This window comes from Burkholderia sp. CCA53 (assembly GCF_001685525.1).
GTDB classification, from domain to species: domain Bacteria; phylum Pseudomonadota; class Gammaproteobacteria; order Burkholderiales; family Burkholderiaceae; genus Burkholderia; species Burkholderia multivorans.
In genome coordinates this window covers 343255-367749 of the sequence record NZ_BDDJ01000001.1, presented here as the reverse complement: position 1 = coordinate 367749, position 24495 = coordinate 343255, and the positions used below count along the sequence as shown (strand labels likewise).

Here is a 24495-nt window from a genome sequence, read left to right as displayed (position 1 = left end):
CACGTGCCGCGGTTAAGCGGCGTTTCCGGTTCGCCGGGAATGCGCTTAATCGCGGTGATTTTTTTTATAGCCGTTTTTTAGCGATTGAGCCGTTTATGAGCACCATTCCGTTGACAAAGCGTGGCGCAGAGCAACTGCGCGATGAATTGCAGCGCCTCAAGTCCGTCGAGCGGCCGGCCGTGATCAATGCGATCGCGGAGGCCCGCGCACAGGGCGATCTGTCCGAAAACGCCGAATACGACGCCGCCAAGGAGAAGCAGGGCTTCATCGAGGGTCGTATCGCGGAGCTCGAATCGAAGCTGTCCGCCGCGCAAATCATCGATCCGACCGTTCTCGAGGCCGACGGCCGCGTGGTGTTTGCCGCGACGGTCGAGCTCGAGGATCTCGAGTCCGGCGACACCGTGAAGTACCAGATCGTCGGCGACGACGAAGCCGACATCGACCACGGCCTGATCTCGGTCAGCTCGCCGATCGCGCGCGCGCTGATCGGCAAGTCGGAAGGCGACGTCGCGGCCGTGCAGGCGCCGAGCGGTGTGCGCGAATACGAAATCATCTCGGTCAGCTACATCTGACGCGGGGCGACGTGATGCCGCACCGCGTGTTCCGTCTGCTGTCGGCCGTGTGGGTCGGCAGCCTGCTGACGATCGGCTATGCGGTCGCGCCCGTGCTGTTCCGCACGCTCGAGCGGATGACGGCCGGCTCGGTCGCGGCGCAGCTGTTCCGGATCGAGGCGATCCTCGGCGTCGTGTGCGGCGTGCTGCTGCTCGCGCTGTCGAATCAGCAGGTGCGGCGCGGCAGCGGCGAATACCGGCGCGTACGCTGGGTCGTCGCCGCGATGGTCGCGTGCGTGCTGATCGGCTATTTCGCGCTGCAGCCGTTCATGAACGCACTGCGCGTGGCCGCAATGGAGGCGGGCACCGATATCGCGAACTCGCCGTACGCGAGCCGCTTCGGGATGCTGCACGGCATCTCGAGCCTGTTCTATCTCGTCGAGAGCGTGCTGGGGCTGATGCTGATCTGGCGTCTGCCGGCGCGCGACGCCTGAGCGGGCGCGGGCGAAGCGGCGCGGCCCGCGAACGTGCCGCGGCCCGCGCGACGCGCTTTACTTGTTCTGGAACGGCCGCTTCGTGCTCGTCTGACGCTTTTTCGCGCGCTTCACGGTGCCGCCGGCCGTCACGCGCTCGTTGCCGCGCACGACGACCTTCGTGGGCTTCGGGCGGCGCACCGGGCTCGCGTTCGGCGACACCTTGACGACCTTGACGACGCGCGGCGCGCGTCCCTTTTTCGTGTCGGCCGCTTCGCCGGCGCTCGGCAGCGCGCCGGCGGCACGACGGCCGCGCGACGGTGCGGCGGCGGGCGCTTCCGGTTTCCAGATCACGAGCAGCTTGCCGATGTGCTGGATCGGCGCGGCGTTGAGCCGGTCGCAGATTTCGTCGTAGATCGCGACGCGCTCGTCGCGCTCGTCGCCGAACACGCGGATCTTGATCAGCTGGTGCGCGTCGAGGTGCACCTTGATTTCCTTCAGCACGGCGTCGGTCAGCCCTTCGGCGCCGATCAGCACGACGGGCTTGAGCGCATGGGCCTGGGAGCGCAGCGCGGAGCGCTCGGCGGGGGAAAGCGAAAGGGCGGGCATGGAATTATCGAAATCAAATTAGGGGGCGCGCTGCACGAAAAGCGATCGCTGCGCAGCGACTGCGTCAGCGGCGCGCCGAAACCACGTAAAATCGCGGCATGGGCCTCAAAAGGGGCCGTAGCCGCGCGAAGAAGACGCGTATTATCCGCCAAAAGCGCGGCTTCACGAAGCATACGGCAGCAATCTCTCTTTCGAATGGCAAAAAACCGCTTCAACCAGCACTGGCTGCACGACCACATCAACGACCCGTACGTCAAAATGGCGCAGCGGGAGGGCTATCGCGCGCGCGCGGCATACAAACTCAAGGAAATCGACGAGCAGGACAAGCTGATCCGGCCCGGCCAGGTGATCGTCGATCTCGGCGCGGCGCCCGGCAGCTGGAGCCAGTATGCGCGCAACAAGCTCGCGCAGGGCAAGAAGCGCGACACCGTGCGCGAGGGCGGCATCGACGGCACGATCGTTGCGCTCGACATGCTGCCGATGGAGCCGATCGCCGACGTGCACTTCATCCAGGGCGACTTTCGCGAGGACGAGGTGCTGCATCGGCTCGAGGCGGTGCTCGAAGGCCGCACGGTCGACCTTGTTATTTCCGACATGGCCCCCAACCTGTCGGGAGTGGCGTCGGCGGATGCGGCGCGCATCGAGCACGTGTGCGATCTGGCGCTCGAATTTGCGCAGAATCACCTGAAGCCGGACGGCGCGTTGCTCGTCAAGTGTTTCCACGGCAGCGGCTACAGCCAGATCGTCGAAAAGTTCAAACAGCAGTTTAAGGTGGTCGCACCACGCAAGCCCAAGGCGTCCCGCGACAAATCGTCCGAAACGTTCATTTTGGGCCGGCATCTGAAGCATCCGCGGTAACGCGGGCAGGATGCCGCAAACGGGCCGCGGCCCTTGCCGGACAAGCGAATCGCTATCGCGGCGGTTGTCAATGCTTATGGCAGGGGTGGTCGGACTGGATTAGAATGACCGAGGAGCGCCGCAAGGAAAATGTAGGCGCTCGTCTACGAGTGAAGGAGTGGTGCTTTGAACAACAATATGTTTTCGAAGGCAGCAGTGTGGCTGGTGATCGCACTGGTGCTGTTTACGGTGTTCAAGCAGTTCGACAAGCCCCGCGTCCAGGAAGGTGTGTCCTATTCGCAGTTCATGGACGACGCCAAGAACGGCAAGGTCAAGAATGTCGTCGTGCAGGGGCGCAACCTCACCGTCACTCCGGCCGATGGCCAGAAATACCAGATCGTGTCGCCGGGCGACATCTGGATGGTCGGCGATCTGATGAAGTACGGCGTGCAGGTCAGCGGCAAGGCCGACGACGAGCCGAACGCGCTGATGTCCGCGCTGTACTATCTCGGGCCGACGATCCTGATCATCGTGTTCTGGTTCTACATGATGAGGCAGATGCAGGGCGGCGGCAAAGGCGGCGCATTTTCGTTCGGCAAGTCGCGTGCGCGGCTGATCGACGAGAACAACAACGCGGTCAACTTCTCCGACGTCGCGGGCTGCGACGAAGCGAAGGAGGAAGTGTCCGAGCTCGTCGACTTCCTGCGCGATCCGCAGAAATTCCAGAAGCTCGGCGGCCGCATCCCGCGCGGCGTGCTGCTCGTCGGCCCGCCGGGTACCGGCAAGACGCTGCTTGCCCGCGCGATCGCGGGTGAAGCGAAGGTGCCGTTCTTCAGCATCTCGGGTTCGGACTTCGTCGAAATGTTCGTCGGCGTCGGCGCGGCCCGCGTGCGCGACATGTTCGAGCAGGCGAAGAAGCATGCGCCGTGTATCGTGTTCATCGACGAAATCGACGCGGTCGGCCGTCATCGCGGCGCCGGCATGGGCGGCGGCAACGACGAACGCGAGCAGACGCTGAACCAGATGCTCGTCGAGATGGACGGCTTCGAAGCGAATTCGGGCGTGATCGTGATCGCCGCGACGAACCGTTCCGACGTGCTCGACAAGGCGCTGCTGCGTCCGGGTCGTTTCGACCGGCAGGTCTATGTCGGTCTGCCGGACATCCGCGGCCGCGAGCAGATCATGCGCGTGCACCTGCGCAAGGTGCCGATCGCGAACGACGTCGATGCAGCCGTCATCGCGCGCGGCACGCCGGGCTTCTCGGGTGCCGATCTCGCGAACCTCGTGAACGAGGCGGCGCTGTTCGCCGCGCGTCGCGGCAAGCGCATCGTCGAGATGCAGGACTTCGAGGACGCGAAGGACAAGATCTTCATGGGTCCGGAGCGCAAGTCGGCCGTGATCCGCGAGGAAGCGAAGCGCGCGACCGCCTATCACGAGTCGGGTCACGCAGTGATCGCGAAGCTGCTGCCGAAGGCCGACCCGGTCCACAAGGTCACGATCATTCCGCGCGGGCGTGCGCTCGGTGTGACGTGGCAGCTGCCGGAACACGACAACGAGACCTATTCGAAGGACTATCTGCTCGACCGTCTCGCGATCCTGTTCGGCGGCCGCGTGGCCGAGGAACTGTTCCTGAACCTGATCAGCACCGGCGCGTCGGACGACTTCAACAAAGCGACGCAGACGGCACGTGCGATGGTCGCCCGCTTCGGGATGACCGACGCGCTCGGGCCGATGGTCTACGTCGACGACGAGAACGACGGCGGTCCGTTCGGCCGCGGCTTCACGCGCACGATCTCGGAAGCGACGCAGCAGAAGGTCGACGCGGAAATCCGCCGGGTGCTCGACGAGCAGTACAACCTCGCGCGTCGTCTGCTCGAAGAGAACCGCGACAAGGTCGAAGCGATGACGGCCGCGCTGATGGAGTGGGAAACGATCGACGCCGATCAGATCAACGACATCATGGAAGGGCGTCCGCCGCGCTCGCCGAAGAGCACGCCGGCCGTCGGCGGCGATTCGCCCGGCGGCGGCGCCGCTGCCGAGGTGAAGCCGGGCAACGCACCGGCACCTGCCTCGCCGGTATAAACTTCGTCCTAGCACCGTTCACGGGCTGGTGTGGTTCCACACCGGCCCGTTTTGTATTCTCCCCCTCAGCCGCTCCGTGTCCGATTCCACCGCTTCCCCGTCCATTCCCGCGCCGCTGCGCTGCGGCCGCTTCACGCTGACATTCGAACGCCCGCTCGTCATGGGCATCCTGAACGCGACGCCCGATTCGTTTTCCGACGGCGGCCGTTTTCTCGCCTACGACGACGCAGTGCGACAAGCCGAACGGATGATTGCCGACGGCGCCGACATACTGGATATCGGCGGCGAATCGACACGTCCCGGCGCGCCGCCCGTGCCGCTCGACGAGGAGCTCGCACGCGTGATCCCGCTCGTCGAAGCGCTGCGGCCGCTCAACGTGCCGTTGTCGATCGATACGTACAAGCCCGCGGTCATGCGCGCGGCGCTTGCGGCCGGTGCGGATTTGATCAACGACATCTGGGGTTTCCGTCAACCGGGTGCCATCGACGCCGTGCGCGACGGCGACAGCGGACTCTGTGCGATGCACATGCTCGGCGAGCCGCAGACGATGCAGGTCGGCGAGCCCGATTACCGCGACGTCGTCGCGGACGTGCGCGATTTTCTCGCGGCACGCGCGCAGGCGCTGCGCGACGCCGGCGTCGCGCCGGAACGGATTTGCGTCGATCCCGGTTTCGGGTTCGGCAAGGCAGTCGTCGACGACAACTATGCGCTGCTGGCCGCGCTGCCCGACACGGCGCCGCTGCGGCCCGACGGACGCGCGTATCCGGTACTCGCCGGGATGTCGCGCAAGTCGATGCTCGGCGCGGTGATCGGCGGCAAGCCGCCGATGGAGCGGATCGCGGCGAGTGTCGCCGCCGCCTTGTGCGCGGTCGAGCGCGGCGCCGCGATCGTACGCGTGCACGACGTCGCGGCGACGGTCGACGCGCTGAAAGTATGGTGTGCCGTGCGCGAAGCCGCGCGGCAACGATAAGTCAGAAAACCGAAGGAGGAAGATTCGTCATGGGACGTCGATATTTCGGCACGGATGGCATTCGCGGCACGGTCGGCGATGCGCCGATCACGCCCGATTTCGTGTTGCGCCTGGGCTATGCGGCCGGCAAGGTGCTCGCGGGTACGGCGGACGTCGCGCCCGGTGCGCGGCCGACGGTGCTGATCGGCAAGGACACGCGCGTGTCGGGCTACATGCTCGAGGCCGCGCTCGAGGCCGGTTTCTCGGCGGCGGGCGTCGACGTGATGCTGGCGGGCCCGATGCCGACGCCGGGCGTCGCATATCTGACGCGCGCGCTGCGACTGTCGGCGGGCGTCGCGATCAGCGCGTCGCACAATCCGTATCCGGACAACGGCATCAAGTTTTTCTCGGCGGACGGCAACAAACTGCCGGACGACACCGAAGCCGCGATCGAGGCGTGGCTCGACAAGCCGCTCGAGTGCGCGCCGTCGGACGGCCTCGGCAAGGCGCGCCGCCTCGACGACGCGGCCGGCCGCTACATCGAGTTCTGCAAGAGCACGTTCCCGGCCGCGTTCGACCTGCGCGGGCTGAAGCTCGTCGTCGACTGCGCGCACGGCGCCGCGTATCAGGTCGCGCCGCACGTGTTCCACGAGCTCGGCGCGGACGTGATTCCGATCGGCGTCGCGCCGAACGGCTTCAACATCAACGACGGTGTGGGCGCGACCGCGCCCGACGCGCTGATGCGCGCCGTGCGTGCGAATCGTGCGGATCTCGGAATCGCGCTCGATGGCGACGCCGACCGCCTGCAGATCGTCGACGCGTCGGGCCGCCTGTACAACGGCGACGAGCTGCTCTACGTGCTCGTGCAGGACCGGATCGCGACCGACGGCAAGGTCGAAGGCGCGGTCGGTACGCTGATGACGAACCTCGCGGTCGAAGTCGCGCTGCAGCGCGCGGGCGTGCAATTCGTGCGCGCGGCGGTCGGCGACCGCTACGTGCTCGAAAAACTGCGCGAACACGGCTGGCAGCTCGGCGCGGAAGGCTCGGGCCACATCCTGTCGCTCGATCGCCATTCGACCGGCGACGGCATCGTGTCGGCGCTGCTCGTGCTCGCTGCGCTCAAGCGCAGCGGCAAGACGCTCGCGCAGATGCTCGACGGCGTGACGCTGTTCCCGCAGAAGCTGATCAACGTACGGATGAAGCCGGGCGCCGACTGGAAGGGCAGTGCGTCGATCCGCGCGGCGATCGAGACAGCCGAAGCGGCGCTCGCCGGCAGCGGCCGCGTGCTGATCCGAGCGTCGGGGACCGAACCGGTGCTGCGCGTGATGGTCGAGGCGCAGCAGGCGGCCGACGCGACGCGCCACGCGGAAGCGATCGCCGAAGCGGTGCGCGCGGCGACGGCGTGACGTCGAAGCGGTCGGTGGGCGCCGGGTAGCGGCGCGCCGGCCGCACGATCAATAGGAGCACGGCGCCTGCGGGCGCCGTGCTTTTATCTGCGCGCACTACGCGCGCGCCGACGATAGCGATATCTTCCTGCCGCGCGCGCCGGTCGATGCATCGCAGCCGGCCTCCATGCGCAGCGGTTTATAGATCGCCTGCTTTCGCACTTTCGACCCCATTCCCACCCACGCGCGAGTCCAACGAAACAGCACACACCGTTCTTCCTCGTCCTGCATCGAATCGCGCTGCAGCGCCCAATCCTCCATCCTCGCCGCACACGCGAGCGGTAACTTATACCGCCATCCGACCCCGCGATGGCCGCGCCGGTAACAACGCCGCGCGCTACTCGCTTTCAACCAGTCATGTTACTGTCACGCCAGTTTCATCGATTGTCACATTATCGTCATGAGCAGCCCCTAACCTTCGCGGTGCCGTAGTCATCCGCTCACACACTGGAGGTCTCATGAAATTGATGCAAACCGCGATTGCCGGCCTGGCTGGCGCGCTTTTCGCCGTTGCCGCCCACGCAGCCGACATCACGGGGGCAGGCAGCACGTTCGCGATGCCGATCTACACGAAATGGGCTGCCGATTATCAGCAGTCCGGCGGCGCGAAGGTCAACTACCAGGGTATCGGTTCGTCGGGCGGCCTGAAGCAGATCGTCGCGAAGACGGTCGATTTCGCCGGTTCGGACGCGCCGCTGAAGGATGACGAACTCGCGAAGGAAGGCCTGTTCCAGTTTCCGACGGTCGTCGGCGGCGTGGTGCCGGTCGTCAACGTGCCGGGCGTGAAGGCCGGCGAACTGACGCTGTCGGGCCCGGTGCTCGGCGACATCTATCTCGGCAAGATCAAGAAGTGGAACGATCCGGCGATCGCCGCGCTGAACCCGAAGGTCAAGCTGCCGGATACGGACATCGCGGTCGTTCGCCGCGCGGACGGCTCGGGCACGAGCTTCATCTGGACGAACTACCTGTCGAAGGTCAACGGCGAGTGGAAGTCGAAGATCGGTGAAGGCACGACGGTCAACTGGCCGACGGGTACGGGCGGCAAGGGCAACGACGGCGTCGCCGCGTTCGTCCAGCGTCTGCCGGGCGCGATCGGCTACGTCGAGTGGGCGTACGCCAAGAAGAACAACATGACGTACACGGCGCTGAAGAATTCGTCGGGCGCCGTCGTCGAGCCGAAGACCGAAACGTTCAAGGCCGCGGCCGCGAGCGCGAACTGGTCGAAGTCGTTCTACCAGATCCTGACGGACGAGCCGGGCAAGGACGCATGGCCGGTCGTCGGCGCGACGTTCGTGCTGCTGCACGCGAAGCAGGACAAGCCGGGTCAGGGCGCGGAAACGCTGAAGTTCTTCGACTGGGCGTTCAAGAACGGCGAGAAGGCTGCCGACAGCCTCGACTACATCTCGCTGCCGGCGGCAGTCACGGCCGAGATCCGCAAGCAGTGGAAGGTGAAGGTGACCGACGCGTCGGGCAAGCCGGTCGCGGAGTAAGCGTCGCAGCGGTTCGCTGCCCGGCCGCGCCGGCCGGGCAGTGTGTGCGGTAAGGCCGGGCGTCACGGCGCCCGGCGATCCCAAGCAGGCACCCATGTCTGATATTTCCTATCCGTCTTCACGGTCCACCGGCGGCGAAGCGCAACGTGCGCCCGGCCGTATCGGCGACATCGTGTTCGGCGGCCTCGCGCGGCTCGCCGCGATCGTGACCCTGCTGCTGCTCGGCGGGATCATCGTTTCACTGATCATTGCGTCGATGCCGACCATCCAGAAGTTCGGCATCGGCTTTCTGTGGCACTCCGAGTGGGATCCGAACTCGGACATCTACGGTGCGCTCGTGCCGATCTACGGCACGATCGTCACCTCGCTGATTGCGCTCGTGATCGCGGTGCCCGTCAGCTTCGGCATCGCGCTGTTCCTGACCGAGCTGTCGCCCGTGTGGCTGCGCCGTCCGCTCGGCATCGCGATCGAACTGCTCGCCGCGATTCCGTCGATCGTGTACGGCATGTGGGGGCTGCTGATCTTCGCGCCGATTTTCGCGCAGTACTTTCAGAAGCCGATCGGCCGCCTGTTCGAGAACGTGTGGGTTCTCGGCCCGCTGACCTCGGGTCCGCCGATCGGCATCGGCATTCTCGCCGCGGGCGTGATCCTGGCGATCATGATCATCCCGTACATCGCGTCGGTGATGCGCGACGTGTTCGAAGTGACGCCCGTGCTGCTGAAGGAGTCGGCGTACGGCATCGGCTGCACGACCTGGGAAGTGATGTGGAAGGTCGTGCTGCCTTATACGAAAACCGGCGTGATCGGCGGCGTGATGCTCGGCCTCGGCCGCGCGCTCGGCGAGACGATGGCCGTCACGTTCGTCATCGGCAACACGAACCTGCTCGATAGCGCGTCGCTGTTCGCACCCGGCAACAGCATCACGTCGGCGCTCGCGAACGAATTCGCGGAAGCGCAGCCGGGCCTGCATACGTCCGCGCTGATGGAGCTGGGCCTGATCCTGTTCGTGATCACGTTTATCGTGCTGGCCATCTCGAAGCTGATGCTGCTGCGTCTCGAGAAGGGAGAGGGCAAGAAATGAGCGAGCGCATGATGAATTTTCCGGGGCCGGACGGCGCCGCGCTCGAGGCGATGCGCACGCGGCTGCAGCGCAAGCGCAAGCTGACCAACGCGGTCGCGCTGACGGCGTCGCTCGGCGCGATGGCATTCGGCCTGCTGTGGCTCGTATGGATTCTGTACACGACGCTGCATCTCGGCATCGGCGGCCTGTCGCTGCAGCTGTTCACCGAGTCGACGCCGCCGCCGAACACCGAAGGCGGCGGGCTTGCGAACGCGATCGTTGGCAGCCTGCTGCTGTGCGGCTTCGGTACGCTGATCGGCACGCCGATCGGCATCCTCGCGGGCGTCTATCTCGCCGAATACGGGCAGAAGAATCTGCTCGCGAGCACGATCCGCTTCATCAACGACATCCTGCTGTCGGCGCCGTCGATCGTCGTCGGGCTGTTCGTGTATGCGCTCGTCGTCGCGAAGTCGGGACGCTTCTCCGGCTGGGCCGGCGTGATCGCACTCGCGCTGCTGCAGATTCCGATCGTGATCCGCACGACCGAGAACATGCTGAAGCTCGTGCCGAACGCGCTGCGCGAAGCGGCCGTCGCGCTCGGCACGCCGAAGTGGCGCATGGTGTTGAAGATCACGCTGCGCGCATCGCTCGGCGGGATCGTGACGGGCGTACTTCTCGCCGTCGCGCGGATCGCCGGCGAAACGGCGCCGCTGCTGTTCACCGCGCTGTCGAACCAGTTCTTCTCGTTCGACATGAGCCAGCCGATGGCGAACCTGCCGGTCACGATCTTCAAGTTCGCGATGAGCCCGTTCGCCGAGTGGCAGTCGCTCGCATGGGCAGGCGTGTTCCTGATTACGCTCGGGGTGCTCGGACTCAATATCCTGGCGCGCTCGGTCTTCTCGAAAAAGTAACGGCGGAGCAATCCGATGAATATGGCAGAAAGCCACCTGAATCCCGTCGAGCGCACGGCTGCGCCCGCCGGCACGCGCGACGCGGCCAACGGCCGCCCGCTCGCGCCGCTGAATGCGAAGATCGAGGTCAACAACCTCAACTTCTTCTACAACAAGTTCCATGCGCTGAAGAACATCAACCTGCGCATTCCGGAGGGGAAGGTGACGGCGTTCATCGGCCCGTCCGGCTGCGGCAAGTCGACGCTGCTGCGCACGTTCAACAAGATGTATGCGCTCTATCCGGAGCAGCGCGCCGAAGGCGAAATCCTGATGGACGGCGAGAACCTGCTGACGTCGAAGCGCGACATCTCGCTGCTGCGCGCCCGGATCGGCATGGTGTTCCAGAAGCCGACGCCGTTTCCGATGTCGATCTACGACAACATCGCGTTCGGCGTGAAGATGTTCGAAAAGCTCACGCGCTCGGAGATGGACGACCGCGTCGAGTGGGCGCTGACGAAGGCTGCGCTCTGGAACGAGGTGAAGGACAAGCTGAATCAGAGCGGCTACGGGCTGTCGGGCGGCCAGCAGCAGCGGCTTTGCATCGCGCGCGGCATCGCGATCCGTCCGGAAGTGCTGCTGCTCGACGAGCCGTGTTCGGCGCTCGATCCGATCTCGACCGGCCGTATCGAGGAACTGATCGCCGAGCTCAAGAGCGACTACACGGTCGTGATCGTCACGCACAACATGCAGCAAGCCGCACGCTGCTCGGACTTCACGGCCTACATGTACCTGGGCGAGCTGATCGAATTCGGCGAAACCGAAAAGATCTTCATCAAGCCGGTACGCAAGGAAACCGAAGACTACATCACCGGCCGTTTCGGCTGATGACGGGGAACAACAATCATGTCGGATAAACATCTGTCGAGCCAGTTCGACGCCGATCTGAACGCGGTGTCGTCGAAGGTGCTGGAGATGGGCGGGCTCGTCGAGTCGCAGATCGTCGGCGCAATGCATGCGCTCAACGAGTTCGACCGCGACGCGGCCGAACGCGTGATCGCGGCCGAGGAAACGCTGAACGCGATGGAAGTCGACATCGACCAGGAGTGCGGAAACATCATCGCGCGGAGGCAGCCGGCCGCACGCGACCTGCGTCTTTTGATGTCGATTTCGAAAACGATTACGAACCTCGAACGCGCGGGCGACGAGGCCGAGAAGATCGCGAAGCGCGTGCGCCGCCTGATCGACGAGCCGGCTGCGCGTGCGGTCAACATCGCCGAGATCAAGGTGTCGGGCGAGATGGCCGTGACGATCCTGCGCCGCGCGCTCGACGCGTTCGCGCGCCTCGATACGGTGGCCGCCGCGCAGATCGTCAAGGACGACAAGGAAATCGACCAGGAATTCCGCGCGTTCGTGCGCAAGCTCGTGTCGTACATGCAGGAAGACCCGCGCACGATCTCGGTCGGTCTCGAGTATCTGTTCATCGCGAAGGCGATCGAACGGATCGGCGATCACGCGAAGAACATCGCCGAATTCATCATCTACATCGTGAAGGGCACAGACGTGCGGCACCAGCCGCGCGACACGCTCGATCGCGAAGCCAACAGTTAACGCGACTACGCCAGGAAGATAGAGGTGCCGATGCCCAGCAACATTCTCGTCGTTGAAGATGAACCCGCGATTTCGGAACTGATCTCGGTGAATCTCCAGCATGCCGGTCACTGTCCGATTCGCGCGTACAACGCTGAACAGGCGCAGAACCTGATCAGCGACGTGCTGCCCGATCTGGTGCTGCTCGACTGGATGCTGCCGGGCAAGTCCGGTATCGCGTTCGCGCGCGACCTGCGCAACAACGAACGGACCAAGCACATTCCGATCATCATGCTGACCGCGCGCGGCGACGAGCAGGACAAGGTGCTCGGCCTCGAGATCGGCGCGGACGACTACGTGACGAAGCCGTTCTCGCCGAAGGAACTGATGGCGCGCATCAAGGCGGTGCTGCGCCGTCGCGCGCCGCAGCTGACCGAAGACGTCGTGTCGATCAACGGGTTGCGTCTCGATCCGGCCACGCACCGTGTCGCCGCGCAGACGAACGGCAGCGAGATCAAGCTCGATCTCGGTCCGACCGAATTCCGGCTGCTGCATTTCTTCATGACGCATCCGGAGCGCGTGCACAGCCGCACGCAGCTGCTCGATCAGGTGTGGGGCGATCACGTCTTCGTCGAGGAGCGCACCGTCGACGTGCATATCAAACGATTGCGCGCGGCCTTGAAACCGGCCGGCTGCGATGCGATGATCGAGACCGTGCGCGGCAGCGGCTACCGGCTCGCGAAGCACGCGTAACGCCATCGGGCATGCCGGCAACGCGGCATGCCGTTCATTCTTTTGGACGCTGAATCATGAACATCATCTGGGCGCGCTTTCTGGTGTCGCTCGTGCTGCTCGTGCTGATCAGCGTACTGGTCGGCGTGTTCGCCGGCCCGACCGCGGGCTTCGGCTTCGCGGCCGCGATGCTGATCGTGCAGGGCTTTTTCAGTACGTTCCATACGCAGCGTCTGTGGCGGCTGCTCGATGCGCCGGTGTACGGCGAAGTGCCGAGCGCGCCCGGCATCTGGGGCGAGATCTACTACCGGCTGCACAAGCTCGCGAAGCAGTGGCACGCGCAGGTGCGGCAGGTCGAGCAGCAGCATTCGCGCTTCATCCAGGCGATCCAGGCCTCGCCGAACGGCGTCGCGATGCTCGACGATCACGACCAGATCGAGTGGTGCAACGCGATCGCCGAAGTGCATTTCGGTCTCGACGCGAAGCGCGACCTGCGCCAGCACATCACGAATCTCGTTCGTCATCCCGATTTCGTCCGCTATCTCAACGCGCAGCATTACGAGGAAACGCTCGTGATGCGCGGGATGGGCGACTCGCGGCAGAACGTGCTCGCCGTGCAGGTGTTTCCGTACGGCGAGAACCGCAAGCTGCTGCTCACGCAGGACATCACCGAGCTCGAGCGTACCGACGCGATGCGCCGCGACTTCGTCGCGAACGTGTCGCACGAGCTGAAGACGCCGCTCACCGTGCTGTCGGGCTTTCTCGAGACGATGCGCGAACTGCCGCTCGGCGAAGAGGATCGCGCGCGCTATCTCGAGATGATGGAGCAGCAGGCGTCGCGGATGCGGCACATCGTCACCGATCTGCTGGTGCTCGCGAAGCTCGAAGGCGAAAGCAAGCCGCCGCTCGATCGCGCGATCGACATGCGCTCGGTGTTCGACCATCTGAAAGAGGACGCGCACACGCTGTCGAACGGCCATCACGACATCACGTTCTCGATCGACGACACGCTCGGCGTGACGGGCGCGCAGACCGAAGTGTTCAGCGCGTTCGCGAATCTCGTGACGAACGCGATCCGCTACACGCCGGACGGCGGCAAGATCTGCGTGACGTGGCGGCGCGAAGGCGCGCAGGGCGTGTTCTCGGTGACCGACAGCGGCTTCGGCATTCCGGCCGCCGATCTGCCGCGGCTGACCGAGCGCTTCTATCGCGTCGATCGCAGCCGCTCGCGCGATACGGGCGGCACCGGTCTCGGGCTCGCGATCGTCAAGCACGTGCTGCAGCGGCACGACGCGCATCTGTACGTGCAGAGCGAGGAAGGGCGCGGCAGTACTTTTACGGCGCGTTTTCCCGCGTCGCGGATCATCGCGATTCGTCCGGCCTCGATGGCATCGTGAGCGCGGCGCGCTCGCGGCACGCGATCTGCATAAGCGATCGGCATGAGACAACGCAGCCCCGAGGGCTGCGTTTTTCATGGGCGTCGCTTCGCGCTACGCGATCACGAACAGAACTTCGCGAGCAGGCCGAGCTGCGCGTTGCGCACCGTCTTGCCGGCGCGGCGGCGACGGTAGTGACCGTCGCTTTGCATCTGCCACGCCGATTGATTGTCGCCGAGGCACACCGAGAGCCCTTCGGCGATCACGCGCCGCTTCAGCTTGCGCTCGCGGATCGGGAACGCGACTTCGACGCGGCGGAACAGATTGCGATCCATCCAGTCGGCGCTCGACAGATAGACGTGCTCGGCACCGTCGGCATGGAAGTAGTAGATCCGGTGATGCTCGAGGAAACGGCCGACGATCGAGCGCACCGTGATGTTTTCCGACAGCCCCGGCACGCCGGGCTTCAGCGCGCAGACGCCGCGCACGATCAGGTCGACCTTCACGCCGGCCTGCGACGCTTCGTACAGCGCCGCGATCACCGACGGCTCCAGCAACGCATTCATCTTCGCGACGATGCGCGCACGCTTGCCGGCGCGTGCGTTGTCGATCTCGGTGCGGATCGACTCGATGATGCGCGGATGCAGCGTGAACGGCGACTGCCACAGCTCGTGCAGCGCCAGTTCGCCGCCGATGCCGGTCAGCTGCTGGAATACATGGTGGACGTCCTCGCAGATCTTCTGGTCGGCCGTCATCAGCCCGAAGTCGGTGTACAACCGCGCGGTGCGCGGATGGTAATTGCCGGTGCCGAGGTGCACGTAGCGGCGCAGCGTCGCCCTGCCGCCCTGCAGCACGCGCCGCACGATCAGCATCATCTTCGCGTGGCACTTGTGTCCGACGACGCCGTATACGACATGCGCGCCGACCGCTTCGAGCTGCGACGCCCAGTTGATGTTGGTTTCCTCGTCGAAGCGCGCGAGCAGCTCGACGACGACCGTCACTTCCTTGCCGTTGCGCGCGGCTTCCATCAGCGCGTCCATCAGCGGTGAATCGGTGCCGGTGCGATAGATCGTCTGCTTGATCGCGACGACGCTCGGATCGCGCGCGGCTTGCTGCAGCAGCTCGAGCACGGGCTGGAAGCTTTCGTATGGGTGATGCAGCAGGATGTCGCCTTCGTCGATCGCGTCGAACATCGTCGTCGCGTTCGCGATCGCCGGTGGAATCGATGCGGTAAACGGCGTGAACTTCAGGTCGGGCCGGTCGACGAGATCGGGAATCTGCATCAGCCGCACGAGGTTCACCGAGCCGATCACACGGTAACAGTCTTTCTCGCCGAGTCCGCTTTCCTCGAGCAGCCGCCGCACGATGTGCTGCGGCGTGTCGGCCGACACTTCGAGGCGCACCGCGTTGCCGAGATGGCGCGCCGGCAGTTCGCCCTGCAGCGCGACGCGCAGGTTCGTGATTTCGTCTTCGTCGACGAAGAGTTCGCTGTTGCGCGTGATGCGGAACTGGTTGCAGCTTTTCACGACGAGCTGCGGGAACAGTTCGCCGACGAAGCGCTGCATGAACGAGCTCAGCAGCACGAAGCCGTGCTCGAAGCCCGACAGCGCCTGCGGCATCTGCACGACGCGCGGCAGCGCGCGCGGCGCCTGCACGATACCCATCACGGCCTGGCGCCCGAATGCATCCCGGCCTTCGAGTTCGACGACGAAGTTCAGGCTCTTGTTCAGCACGCGCGGGAACGGGTGCGCGGGATCGAGGCCGATCGGGGTGAGCACGGGCAGCAGCTCGTCCAGGAAGTAGCGCCGCGCCCATTCGAGCTGTGCGTCGCTCCACGAGTCGCTGTTGTGGAAGTAGATGCCTTCCTGTTCGAGCGCGGGCAGCACGGTTTCGTGCAGCATCGTGTACTGCCGATGCACGAGCCGCTGCGCGCGCTCGACGACGAGGTCGTACGCGTGCTGCAGCGACATCCCGTCGGGCGTCATCGCGCCCGGGTTGTCGCGGATCTGTTCCTGAAGGCCGGCCATCCGGACTTCGAAAAATTCGTCGAGGTTGCTGCTCGTGATGCAGATGAAGCGCAGGCGCTCGAGCAGCGGGACTTGCGGATCGGCCGCCTGGGCCAGCACGCGCTCGTTGAAACCGAGGATGCCGAGTTCACGGTTGAGAAGCGGATAACGGACGGACATCGGCAATATAGGAGGCAGGTCGGGCGATGTTTCGAAAGGACGCTCGGAAACTCTCACGATTCGATGACGTGCTGATGACAAGACTAAATATATATCAGCAAAATATACGCCTGAAACGGGTGATATCGCGAATGTGCGGCGATATACGCTCGTATCGTGCGCATGTTCGCCGGGCGTGGCGCCCGAAAGCGTTCCACGCTTAAAATGTGCGCTTCGATCGACTGCTTCGCGGGCCGCACGGATGCCGCGAGCGAACGCGCACGGAGCCCCTTCTGATGGTTACAACTCCCCACTTGCTGGCTGCCGTGGATCTCGGCTCGAACAGCTTCCGGCTGATCGTCGGACGCGTCGAGGAGACGCCGGCGGGAAGCCAGATCTACCCTGTGGATGCGCTGCGCGAGCCGGTCCGGCTTGCCGCCGGGCTGTCGAGCGACAAACTGCTCGACCGCGCGTCCCAGGAGCGCGGCTGGGAGGCGCTCAAGCGGTTCGGCGAGCGCCTGCGCGATTTTCATCCCGATCATGTGCGGGCGGTCGCGACCAACACGCTGCGCGTCGCGAAGAATGCCGGCGAATTTCTCGTCGAGGCGGAAGCCGCGCTCGGTTTCCCGATCGAAGTGATCGCGGGCCGCGAAGAGGCGCGCCTGATCTATGCGGGCGCCGCGCACTCGGTGCCCGCGAGCGCCGGCAAGCGGCTCGTCGTCGACATCGGCGGCGGCTCGACCGAGTTCATCATCGGCTCGCACTACACGCCGCTCGTGATGGAGAGTCTGTACATCGGTTGCGTGAGCCACAGCCGCGCATTCTTTCCGGCCGGCAACGTCGACGAATACACGATGCGGCAGGCCGAACTCGCGGCGAAGCGCGAAATCCAGATCATTTCGAGCGAATACAAAAAGGCGGGCTGGGATCAGGCGATCGGCTCGTCGGGCACGGCGCGCGCGCTCGCCGAGCTCGTCGAGGCGAACGGCTTCAACGATCCGGGCATCACGCACGGAATCTCGCGCGGCGGCCTCGAGCGGCTCAAGCGCGCGCTGATCAAGGCCGAGAACGTGAACCGCCTGAAGCTGATCGCGCTGAAGCCCGATCGCGTGCCGGTGCTCGCCGGCGGTCTCGCGATCATGCTGGCCGTGTTCGAGGAACTGGGCGTCGACTACGTCGACACGACCGACGGCGCGCTGCGCCTCGGCGTGCTCTACGACCTGCTCGGCCGTACGCAGCACGAGGACATGCGCGCGGTCACCGTCGAAGGATTCACGCGCCGCTACGGCGTCGATCGCGCGCAGGCGGAACGAATCGCCGCGCTGGCGGTGCGCTTCTACGATCAGCTCGGCGAGCCGGACGACGAGCGGCGCGAAGAGTGCCGGACGTTCCTCGGCTGGGCCGCGGCGCTGCACGAGATCGGGCTGTCGATCTCGCACAGCGCATATCACAAGCATTCCGCGTATATCGCGAGCAATGCGGACATGCCCGGTTTCTCGCGCACCGATCAGGCGCGGCTGGCCGCCTTGGTGCTGGGCCATGCGGGTAAGCTCGGCAAGCTGTCGCAGGCGCGCGAAGTCGAGTGGCCGCTGCTGTTCTGTCTGCGGCTCGCGGCGCTGCTGTGCCGGCGCCGTACCGACGCCGGGCTGCCCGACATTTCGGTCGCGCAGATGAAGAAGGGCGGCTACGAAGTGCGGCTGCCGAGCGCGTGGGTCGAGCAGAATCCGCTCACCGATTACAGCCTCAGCCAGGAAGCGGCGGAATGGGAGAAGGTCGGTATTCCGTATCGCGTCGTCTATACGGGCGCATGACGGCCGCGGCGTCGGTGCCGGCCGCTCAGTCGGACGAGCAGACGATCGCGGTCAGGAACGGAAACGCCTGCTTGACCGTCGCATCGCTGCCGGCCTTGCGCACCGCCTCCTCGACGGCACTTTTCGTGCCGCGCACGACGACGCCGTATGCCCAGTCGCCGATCGGTGTGCCGTCGCCCGGGCGGAAGAGCGGATCGTTCGCCTGATAGCCGAGCACGACGTACACGCCGAAGCCGTAGGCCGTCAGCGGCCGGGCGGTGCGGAACGCATTCACCGAATTCGATTCGACGTGCATCGGCTCGCGCTGGATGTCGCCGGCCGCGAGCAGCGGCGCGACGAACTTGTGGCCGTTCGAATGGCAGTCGAGCGCGTCGTCGAGCGATTTGGCCGTCGCAGTGCCGGCCGTCGCGACGGCGAGCAGCGCGCCGAAGAGGGCGGTTCGGGTCGTTTTCTTCATGCGATTTTGACGGGGTTGGGTCGATATTATCGCGCGTTCGCCGTACCTGCGGCGGCCGGCGGTCATCGCCCGGTTGCCGCAAGGCCGTTGCGGTAGCAATCCTTGCGCCCGACGCGGCGTGCGCCCGCCATCGTCCGCCATCGTCCGCCATCGCCCGTCATCGCGCGCGTCAATGATCCTTGATCCGGACCGCGAAACCCGCGTCCTCGAACGCGACGACGAACTCCTCGGGAAACAACCACGAATCGACCGTCACGCGCGACGTCGCGCGGTCGATCTCGACCTTCGCATCGGGGTCCACGCGCCAGATTTCGTGTTCGACGGCCCGCGCGGCTTCGTCGTCGAGTGCATGATCCAGTAAGAATTCCATCGTTGCTCCTGTTTGTAAAAACGGCGTGGCGTCGCAGACCGGCGTTGCGCGTGGCCGTGGCCGCACGGTGCGACACGCGATGATGAATACGATATAGACGATCGCCGCGCGCGATTAGCCGCAGGCTGCAGAACGGACTGTCGCATCCGCACGCGGCCGCACATCGCGCCGCATCAGCCGAACGCCGCGTCGAGCACGTCCGCTGCGATCATCGCAAGATGATTGCCCGGTCGAGGACGGCCGGTCGGGCGGTACACCGCATCGCCTTCGTCGATCGCGCGGCCCGAATACGCGCAGCGGCCCGCGCGCTTCGCGACCGCGCGCCGCCATTTCTGCTCGCCGTAATGACGACGGCCGCTTTCGACCCAGCGCACGAGCAGGCTTTCCGTCGAATATTCGAGAATCGTCACGTGGACTTCGCTGCGCGACGGCGATGCGATCGCGCGCGGCGCGACCCCGCAGGACGCTGCGCTCAGCATGAGCGGCTGCCGCCCGCTGCGCGGCAGTCGTCGGCGCGAGGCGAAGCCCGCACCGCCGACGGCATTCGACCGGAATCGTTGGGTCCGCAACGAAATCGGGACAGATACGCGTTGCTCGTTGCCATTCGTTGCCTCCCGTTGTCGAATGTGCGGCGCGGCGGCCGTGCTCGCGCGCTTCGCTCGTCCTGCGACGCAGCGACCGCGCGCCTGCACGATCCGGCCGACGTATACCAAGTGTAAGAGCGTATCCGCGCGTGCCGGAAGGCGTGCACTCGAGAACACGGTGTTTCCCGATCTCGAACGATGTGCGCGAACGCGCTCTTCGCTTCACGCTTCAGCGCGCGTCGATGCGGCGGCCCGGTCCGCGCTCGGGCGGCGCCGGGCGCAGCGTGACCGTGCAGGTCGTCCCCGCCGCGAGAAACTGCGCGGCCGGAACGTCGTCGAGACGAATGCGCACCGGCACGCGCTGCGCGAGACGCACCCACGTGAAGACCGGATTGACATCGGCGAGCAGCGTCGCGCCGGCCGGGTTGTCGCGATCGCTGATGCCGCGCGCGATGCTTTCGACGTGGCCAGTCAGCGGTGGGCCATCCCCCAGCAGCCGGATCTCGGCCGGATCGCCCACGCGCACCTGCGGCAGCTTGGTTTCCTCGAAATAGCCGTAGACCCAGTACGAATGCGCGTCGATCAGCGCGAGCCGCGCGACGCCCGCGCTCGCATAGTCGCCTGCGTACAGGTTCAGGTTCGTGATATAGCCGTCGACCGGCGCGCGCACTTCGCTGCGTGCGAGATTGAGCCGCGCGACGTCGCGCGCGGCCCGTGCCGCCTGATAGTTCGCGAGCGCCTGCTTCGCCGCCGAACCTGCGTCCTCGCGCACTTCGGCGGACACGACCGCGCTGTCGAGCAGCGCGCGGCGCGACGCCTGTTGCCTGCGCATGTCGAGTTCGGCCTTGCGCAGCTCGACCTGCGCGTCCGCTTGCGCGAGCGCATAGCGAAAGCGTTCGGGATCGATGCGAAACAGCACGTCGCCGCGGCGGACCGCCTGATTGTCCGCGACCAGCACGTCGGTCACGATGCCCGATACATCCGGCGCGATATTGACGACCTTGGCGCGCACGCGGCCGTCGCGGGTCCACGGTGCATACATGTAGCGGTTCCACAGCGCGTGGGCGAGCAGGATGGCGGCGACGAACAGCAGCAGGGTCGCCGCGACGCGAAAGCAGGTTTGGGAACGCATGTCGACTCGATACGTAAATAGGGTGCTCAGCGCGCGAACAGCAGCGCGACGCCGCAGAACAGGCACACGAACGCGGATACACGAAACAGCGCCGGATGCCACACGCGCCGGTACAGGCCCGCGCGCGCGAGCAGGCGATCGACGATCCGGAACGCGATCGCGCAGGACACAAAGGCCGGCAGCAGGCCGGGAACGAGCAGCGACACGAACGGAATTTCAGCGAACATCGGAAGCTCCTTCTGGTGCGGTGGCGGCCGGTGCGGTAGGTGGCTCGACGCCGCCGCCGAGTGCCGCCATCAGCTGCGCCCATGCATCGAGCCGTGCGGCGCGCACGTCCGCCAGGCTTTGTTGCGCCTGCAACCGTTCGGTTTCCGTCGATAGCACGGTCAGGTAATCGGTCAGACCCGCGCGATAGCCTTGCATCGCATAGTCGACCGCGCGTCGCGCGGTGTCGGCCGACGCTTCGACGTCGGCCTGCTGTCGCGCGAGCGACTGCAGCGACTCGATCTGGTTAGCGACGTCGCGAAACGCGCCGAGCACCGCCTGGTTGTAGGTTTCGACCGCCACGTCGTAATCGGCGACGGCGGCGCCATAGCGGCCCTGCCGGCGCCCGCCGTCGAAGATCGGCAGCGAAATGGCCGCGCCGAAGCGGTGCGTCATCGCGTCGTTGTTCACGAGCGTGAAGAAGCCGCCGAACGCGGCGGAGGCGAGACCCGCACTCGCGATCAGGTCGATGTTCGGATAGAAGTCGGCTTTCGCTGCGCGTATCGCGCTCGACATCGATTCGATGCGCCAGCGTGCGGCGACGACGTCCGGCCGATGGCCCACGAGCTCGGCCGGCAGGTTCGCCGGCAGCGCGACCGGTACGTCGAGCCGCAGCGCCGGCCGCGCGAGCGGCGCGCCGGCGCCCGGCCCGCGGCCGGCGAGCACGGCAAGCTCGTTGCGCAGCACGGCGATCTGCCGATCGAGCGCCTCGATCTGCGCGCGCGTCGCGGCGATCGGCGTGCTCGCCTGCGTCAGCTCGAAACGGCTCGCGAGCCCCGCCCGCGCGCGGCGCTCGACGATGCCGACGATGTCCTGCTGGCGCTTCAGCGTCGCGAGCGCGACGTCGCGCTGATCGAACGTCTTCGCGAATACGATGTACGTGCGCACGACCGCGGTCTCGAGCATCAGGCGCGCCGCGCGCGCGTCCGCGGCGGCCGCTTGCACGTCGGCGAGCGCGCCTTCGTGTTCTGAGCGATGCTTGCCCCACAGATCGAGCGCATAGCGCAGATCGGCGCCGACCGAATTGTTCCAGACCGTGTTGCCGCCCGGCGGGCTCGGGCTCGCATAGCGCGCGAAGCGCGCGCGAGAGAAGTCCGCGTCGACCGCCGCGGACGGGTAGCGCGTCGCACCGGCGATTCGCGCGAGTTCGACGAAGCGGTCCGCACGCGCTTGCGCGACGCGAATCGCGGGGTTGCCGGCGATCGCGTCCGCGACGAGCGTGTCGAGCTGCGGGTCGCGCCACGCGCGCCACCAGCCGTCGCGCGGCCACGCGGTGCGCGACGCCGACGTCGCAAGGCCGCTCGCGACCGTTGCAGGATCGACGCGCGTCGCGCGCGGTGCGCGATCGCCCGGCGTCGCGCACGCCGCGAGCACCAGCGCCGCGAGCGAAGCGGCGGCGCGTAAGGCGCGTACGGCGCGCGTCATACGCGCGTGCGGTACGAGCGCCGTTGCGTTACGTTCGGAATCGGTCGCGCAGCTCATCGCGCGTCGGGCTGCATCGGCAGCGGGATCAGGTTGCATCGCAGCGAAACCAGCAGGAAATTCACGCAGTGGCGCAGGCGGGGCGCCGCGTCGCGACCGAGTGCCGCGAGCGCATCGACCGCCGCCTGCTCGGCCGCGCGCAGCGCATCGGTCGACGGTTGCGCGAACAGTCGGGAAATCGACGCGCACAGCGCGCGTTCGTGCGCGGGCCACGCAGGCGGCGGCGACGGCGCGGCAGCGCTCGCGATGCGCAGATCGACGATGCTGCGGCCGATTTCGAGCGACGCGAACGTCCACGCGAACAGTTCGTGCTGGCCGAGCCGCCCGGTTGCCGGTCGTGCAGCGATTTGCAGCATGAAGTCGCGCACGCCGGCATCGAAGCGCGGCATCAGGCCCGTCAGTGCGCCGAAGCACGCATCGTCGGACACCAGGCGCCGCAATCCCCGCAGATAGCGCGTAGTCGCCCAGTCGCCCGCATACGGCGCGACGAGCGAATACGCGAGCGACGCGGCGACGATCCCGAGGATCGACGAGAAGCCCGCATCGAGCGTCGCCGTCGGCGCATAGACGCCCGGATTCATGATGTTGGTCAGGAAGCAGAAATAGATGCTGAAGCCGAGCCCGAACGCGGCAGTCTTCGGAAACGAGTTCAGATACGAGCCGAGCGCGACGAACAGCGCGAGCGCCGCGGCGAGCGGCGCGAAGCCGTCGAGGCGCGGCATCAGTGCGAAATCGAACGTCAGGCTCGCGAGCCACGCGGCGGTACAGCCGAGCGCGACCTGACGCGTCGCGGCCGCGGGTGCCGGCATGATGGAGTAGAGTGCGCTCGCGATCGTCGCGGAGACGACTGCGCCGGCTGCGCCGGTCCAGCCGGACACGATCCAGAACAGCGACACGGCGGAGACCGCGAGCGCCGCGCGCAAGCCGGCGGCGGCCGACACCATCCGGTTCGCCGTGGTCGCGATTCGCGCCGGGCGTACGCTGTCGGGCTGCGGCGCGGCCGGCGCATCCGGGTGCCGGCGCAGTGCGACGAAATCGGTCAGATACGCATGCAGGCTGCCGAGCGCCTGCCGCAGCAGGAACAGGCCCGTGATCGCGTCGCGCGCGACTACCGGATCGGGAAGCGTGCGCTCGAGCGTCGCATCGTCCGGAAGCGTGGCGAGCTCGCGGCCGAGCGCATCGGCAACCTGTTCGACAGCACGCAGCTCGAACGGCCGCGCCGGATCGTCGGGCGGCAGCACGCGCGCGGCCGATTCGCCCAGCGCGTCGAGGAACCGTGCGGTGCGTGCGTCGCCCGCGCGCGCGATCCGGTCGCGGTACTGGTGCAGCGCATGAAAGCGCGCGCTGGCGTCGAGGAATTCGCCGGCGAGGCGCGTCATGATGTCGTTGCGCGCGCGCAGGTCGGGATCTTCGAACACGGCCGCGCTTCGCAGGTTCTCGAGTTGTGCACGTGCCGCGATCAGCCGCAGATAGCGGCGGTTGCGCTCGTCGTCCGGTACGCGCTGCATCAGCGCGACGCGTACGAAGCCGACGAAATCCGCGTAGTGGTCTTCGCCGGTTTTCAGCAGCACCGCACGCACGTGGCGCGGCAGGAGCAGCGCGCTGACGAGGCCGGCCGACACGATGCCGATCGACACCTCGCTCAGCCCGGTGACGACGTTCGCGATGATATCGTACGGCCGGTCGATCGACGGAATCGCCGCGATGCAGGTCGCGTAGCCGGCCAGCACGAATCCGTACGACTGATAGTTGCGGAAGTATGCGGCGCCCCACGTGCAGCAGCCGATCCACAGCACCAGCGCGGACAGGAACAGCACGCGCTCCTGCGGAAACGCGCCGATCAGCACGAGCGCTGCGAGATTGCCGACCAGCATGCCGACGCCGCGATAGAAGCCGCGCGCCATCACCATGCCGCTGTGCTGGTGCATCATCAGAATGACGACGGTCACGAGTGCGGTGCGCGGCGATGCGAGTTCGATACGCATCGATACGCCAAGCGCGAGTACCGCGGCGAGCACCGTCTTCGCGACGTGAATCAGTCGCGCGCCATCCATGCGCCAGAATTCGCGCATCATCCCGCCGAGCGCGCGTGCGAAGCGCGACGCGGGACGATTCGACGACAGCGGTTGCGGAGCGCCGGCCATGATCG

The 24495-nt window shown here is 66.4% G+C and carries 23 protein-coding genes; 14 read left to right on the top strand and 9 right to left on the bottom strand.

Annotated features, from left to right (window positions below; genetic code table 11):
- Positions 1-95: 95 nt before the first annotated feature.
- Complete coding sequence (gene greA, locus BCR55_RS01670) at positions 96-572, top strand: transcription elongation factor GreA (RefSeq protein WP_006401049.1); 477 nt, start codon at positions 96-98, stop codon at positions 570-572.
- Positions 573-586: 14 nt separating this feature from the next.
- Positions 587-1045 carry a DUF4149 domain-containing protein gene (locus tag BCR55_RS01665; RefSeq protein ID WP_006401048.1) on the top strand — a complete coding sequence of 153 codons (459 nt, stop codon included), beginning with the start codon at positions 587-589 and terminating at the stop codon, positions 1043-1045.
- 57 nt (positions 1046-1102) lie between these two features.
- Here BCR55_RS01665 and BCR55_RS01660 read toward each other — a convergent pair whose 3' ends face one another.
- Positions 1103-1633: a YhbY family RNA-binding protein gene (locus BCR55_RS01660; protein WP_006401047.1), complete on the bottom strand. Its 531-nt coding sequence runs from the start codon at positions 1631-1633 to the stop codon at positions 1103-1105.
- A 195-nt stretch (positions 1634-1828) separates the two neighbouring features.
- Here BCR55_RS01660 and BCR55_RS01655 point away from each other — a divergent pair, with 195 nt between their 5' ends.
- The 11 genes from BCR55_RS01655 (at position 1829) to phoR (ending at position 14102) form a co-directional block, all read left to right on the top strand.
- Positions 1829-2491, top strand: coding sequence for an RlmE family RNA methyltransferase (locus tag BCR55_RS01655; protein ID WP_006401046.1), 663 nt, complete (start codon positions 1829-1831; stop codon positions 2489-2491).
- A 165-nt stretch (positions 2492-2656) separates the two neighbouring features.
- Positions 2657-4552, top strand: coding sequence for an ATP-dependent zinc metalloprotease FtsH (ftsH, locus tag BCR55_RS01650; protein ID WP_006401045.1), 1896 nt, complete (start codon positions 2657-2659; stop codon positions 4550-4552).
- Between the two features lie 28 nt (positions 4553-4580).
- Positions 4581-5522 (top strand): dihydropteroate synthase, encoded by a 942-nt coding sequence (folP, locus tag BCR55_RS01645; RefSeq protein WP_170933533.1) that lies wholly within the window; start codon positions 4581-4583, stop codon positions 5520-5522.
- 29 nt (positions 5523-5551) lie between these two features.
- The gene (gene glmM, locus BCR55_RS01640; RefSeq protein ID WP_065494073.1) at positions 5552-6907 is read left to right on the top strand and encodes a phosphoglucosamine mutase; all 1356 of its coding nucleotides are present in this window, start codon (positions 5552-5554) and stop codon (positions 6905-6907) included.
- 497 nt (positions 6908-7404) lie between these two features.
- Entirely contained in the window at positions 7405-8436 is a 1032-nt protein-coding gene (gene pstS / locus BCR55_RS01635; RefSeq protein ID WP_006401042.1) for a phosphate ABC transporter substrate-binding protein PstS, read from the top strand.
- Between the two features lie 94 nt (positions 8437-8530).
- A complete protein-coding gene (gene pstC, locus BCR55_RS01630) occupies positions 8531-9517 on the top strand; it encodes a phosphate ABC transporter permease PstC (protein WP_006401041.1) in 987 nt (328 codons plus the stop codon).
- A complete protein-coding gene (pstA, locus tag BCR55_RS01625; RefSeq protein WP_006401040.1) occupies positions 9514-10407 on the top strand; it encodes a phosphate ABC transporter permease PstA in 894 nt (297 codons plus the stop codon). The genes pstC and pstA overlap by 4 nt, the downstream gene beginning before the upstream one ends.
- A gap of 15 nt (positions 10408-10422) precedes the next feature.
- The gene (gene pstB / locus BCR55_RS01620; protein ID WP_006401039.1) at positions 10423-11271 is read left to right on the top strand and encodes a phosphate ABC transporter ATP-binding protein PstB; all 849 of its coding nucleotides are present in this window, start codon (positions 10423-10425) and stop codon (positions 11269-11271) included.
- An 18-nt stretch (positions 11272-11289) separates the two neighbouring features.
- Complete coding sequence (gene phoU / locus BCR55_RS01615) at positions 11290-11994, top strand: phosphate signaling complex protein PhoU (RefSeq protein ID WP_006401038.1); 705 nt, start codon at positions 11290-11292, stop codon at positions 11992-11994.
- Between the two features lie 30 nt (positions 11995-12024).
- Entirely contained in the window at positions 12025-12726 is a 702-nt protein-coding gene (gene phoB / locus BCR55_RS01610) for a phosphate regulon transcriptional regulator PhoB (protein ID WP_012213681.1), read from the top strand.
- Between the two features lie 56 nt (positions 12727-12782).
- Complete coding sequence (gene phoR / locus BCR55_RS01605; protein WP_006401036.1) at positions 12783-14102, top strand: phosphate regulon sensor histidine kinase PhoR; 1320 nt, start codon at positions 12783-12785, stop codon at positions 14100-14102.
- 101 nt (positions 14103-14203) lie between these two features.
- Here phoR and ppk1 read toward each other — a convergent pair whose 3' ends face one another.
- Positions 14204-16267, bottom strand: a complete 2064-nt coding sequence (gene ppk1 / locus BCR55_RS01600; protein WP_006401035.1) for a polyphosphate kinase 1 — start codon at positions 16265-16267, stop codon at positions 14204-14206.
- A 275-nt stretch (positions 16268-16542) separates the two neighbouring features.
- On the opposite strand from ppk1, the gene ppx reads away from it, so the two are divergent.
- A complete protein-coding gene (ppx, locus tag BCR55_RS01595; protein ID WP_006411726.1) occupies positions 16543-18057 on the top strand; it encodes an exopolyphosphatase in 1515 nt (504 codons plus the stop codon).
- Positions 18058-18082: 25 nt separating this feature from the next.
- Here the strand turns inward: ppx and BCR55_RS01590 are convergent, their stop codons facing one another.
- From BCR55_RS01590 to BCR55_RS01560, 7 genes are all read right to left on the bottom strand, one after another.
- Positions 18083-18514 (bottom strand): hypothetical protein, encoded by a 432-nt coding sequence (locus BCR55_RS01590; RefSeq protein ID WP_006401032.1) that lies wholly within the window; start codon positions 18512-18514, stop codon positions 18083-18085.
- Between the two features lie 169 nt (positions 18515-18683).
- The gene (locus BCR55_RS01585; protein WP_006401031.1) at positions 18684-18884 is read right to left on the bottom strand and encodes a hypothetical protein; all 201 of its coding nucleotides are present in this window, start codon (positions 18882-18884) and stop codon (positions 18684-18686) included.
- Between the two features lie 173 nt (positions 18885-19057).
- Positions 19058-19363, bottom strand: coding sequence for a DUF3331 domain-containing protein (locus BCR55_RS01580; protein WP_006401030.1), 306 nt, complete (start codon positions 19361-19363; stop codon positions 19058-19060).
- A gap of 334 nt (positions 19364-19697) precedes the next feature.
- Positions 19698-20600, bottom strand: a complete 903-nt coding sequence (locus tag BCR55_RS01575; protein ID WP_065494072.1) for an HlyD family secretion protein — start codon at positions 20598-20600, stop codon at positions 19698-19700.
- Positions 20601-20626: 26 nt separating this feature from the next.
- Entirely contained in the window at positions 20627-20827 is a 201-nt protein-coding gene (locus tag BCR55_RS01570; protein WP_006401027.1) for a DUF1656 domain-containing protein, read from the bottom strand.
- Positions 20817-22289 (bottom strand): efflux transporter outer membrane subunit, encoded by a 1473-nt coding sequence (locus tag BCR55_RS01565; RefSeq protein WP_006401026.1) that lies wholly within the window; start codon positions 22287-22289, stop codon positions 20817-20819. The genes BCR55_RS01570 and BCR55_RS01565 overlap by 11 nt, the downstream gene beginning before the upstream one ends.
- Before the next feature lie 53 nt (positions 22290-22342).
- Positions 22343-24490 (bottom strand): FUSC family protein, encoded by a 2148-nt coding sequence (locus BCR55_RS01560; protein ID WP_065494071.1) that lies wholly within the window; start codon positions 24488-24490, stop codon positions 22343-22345.
- Positions 24491-24495 lie beyond the last annotated feature (5 nt).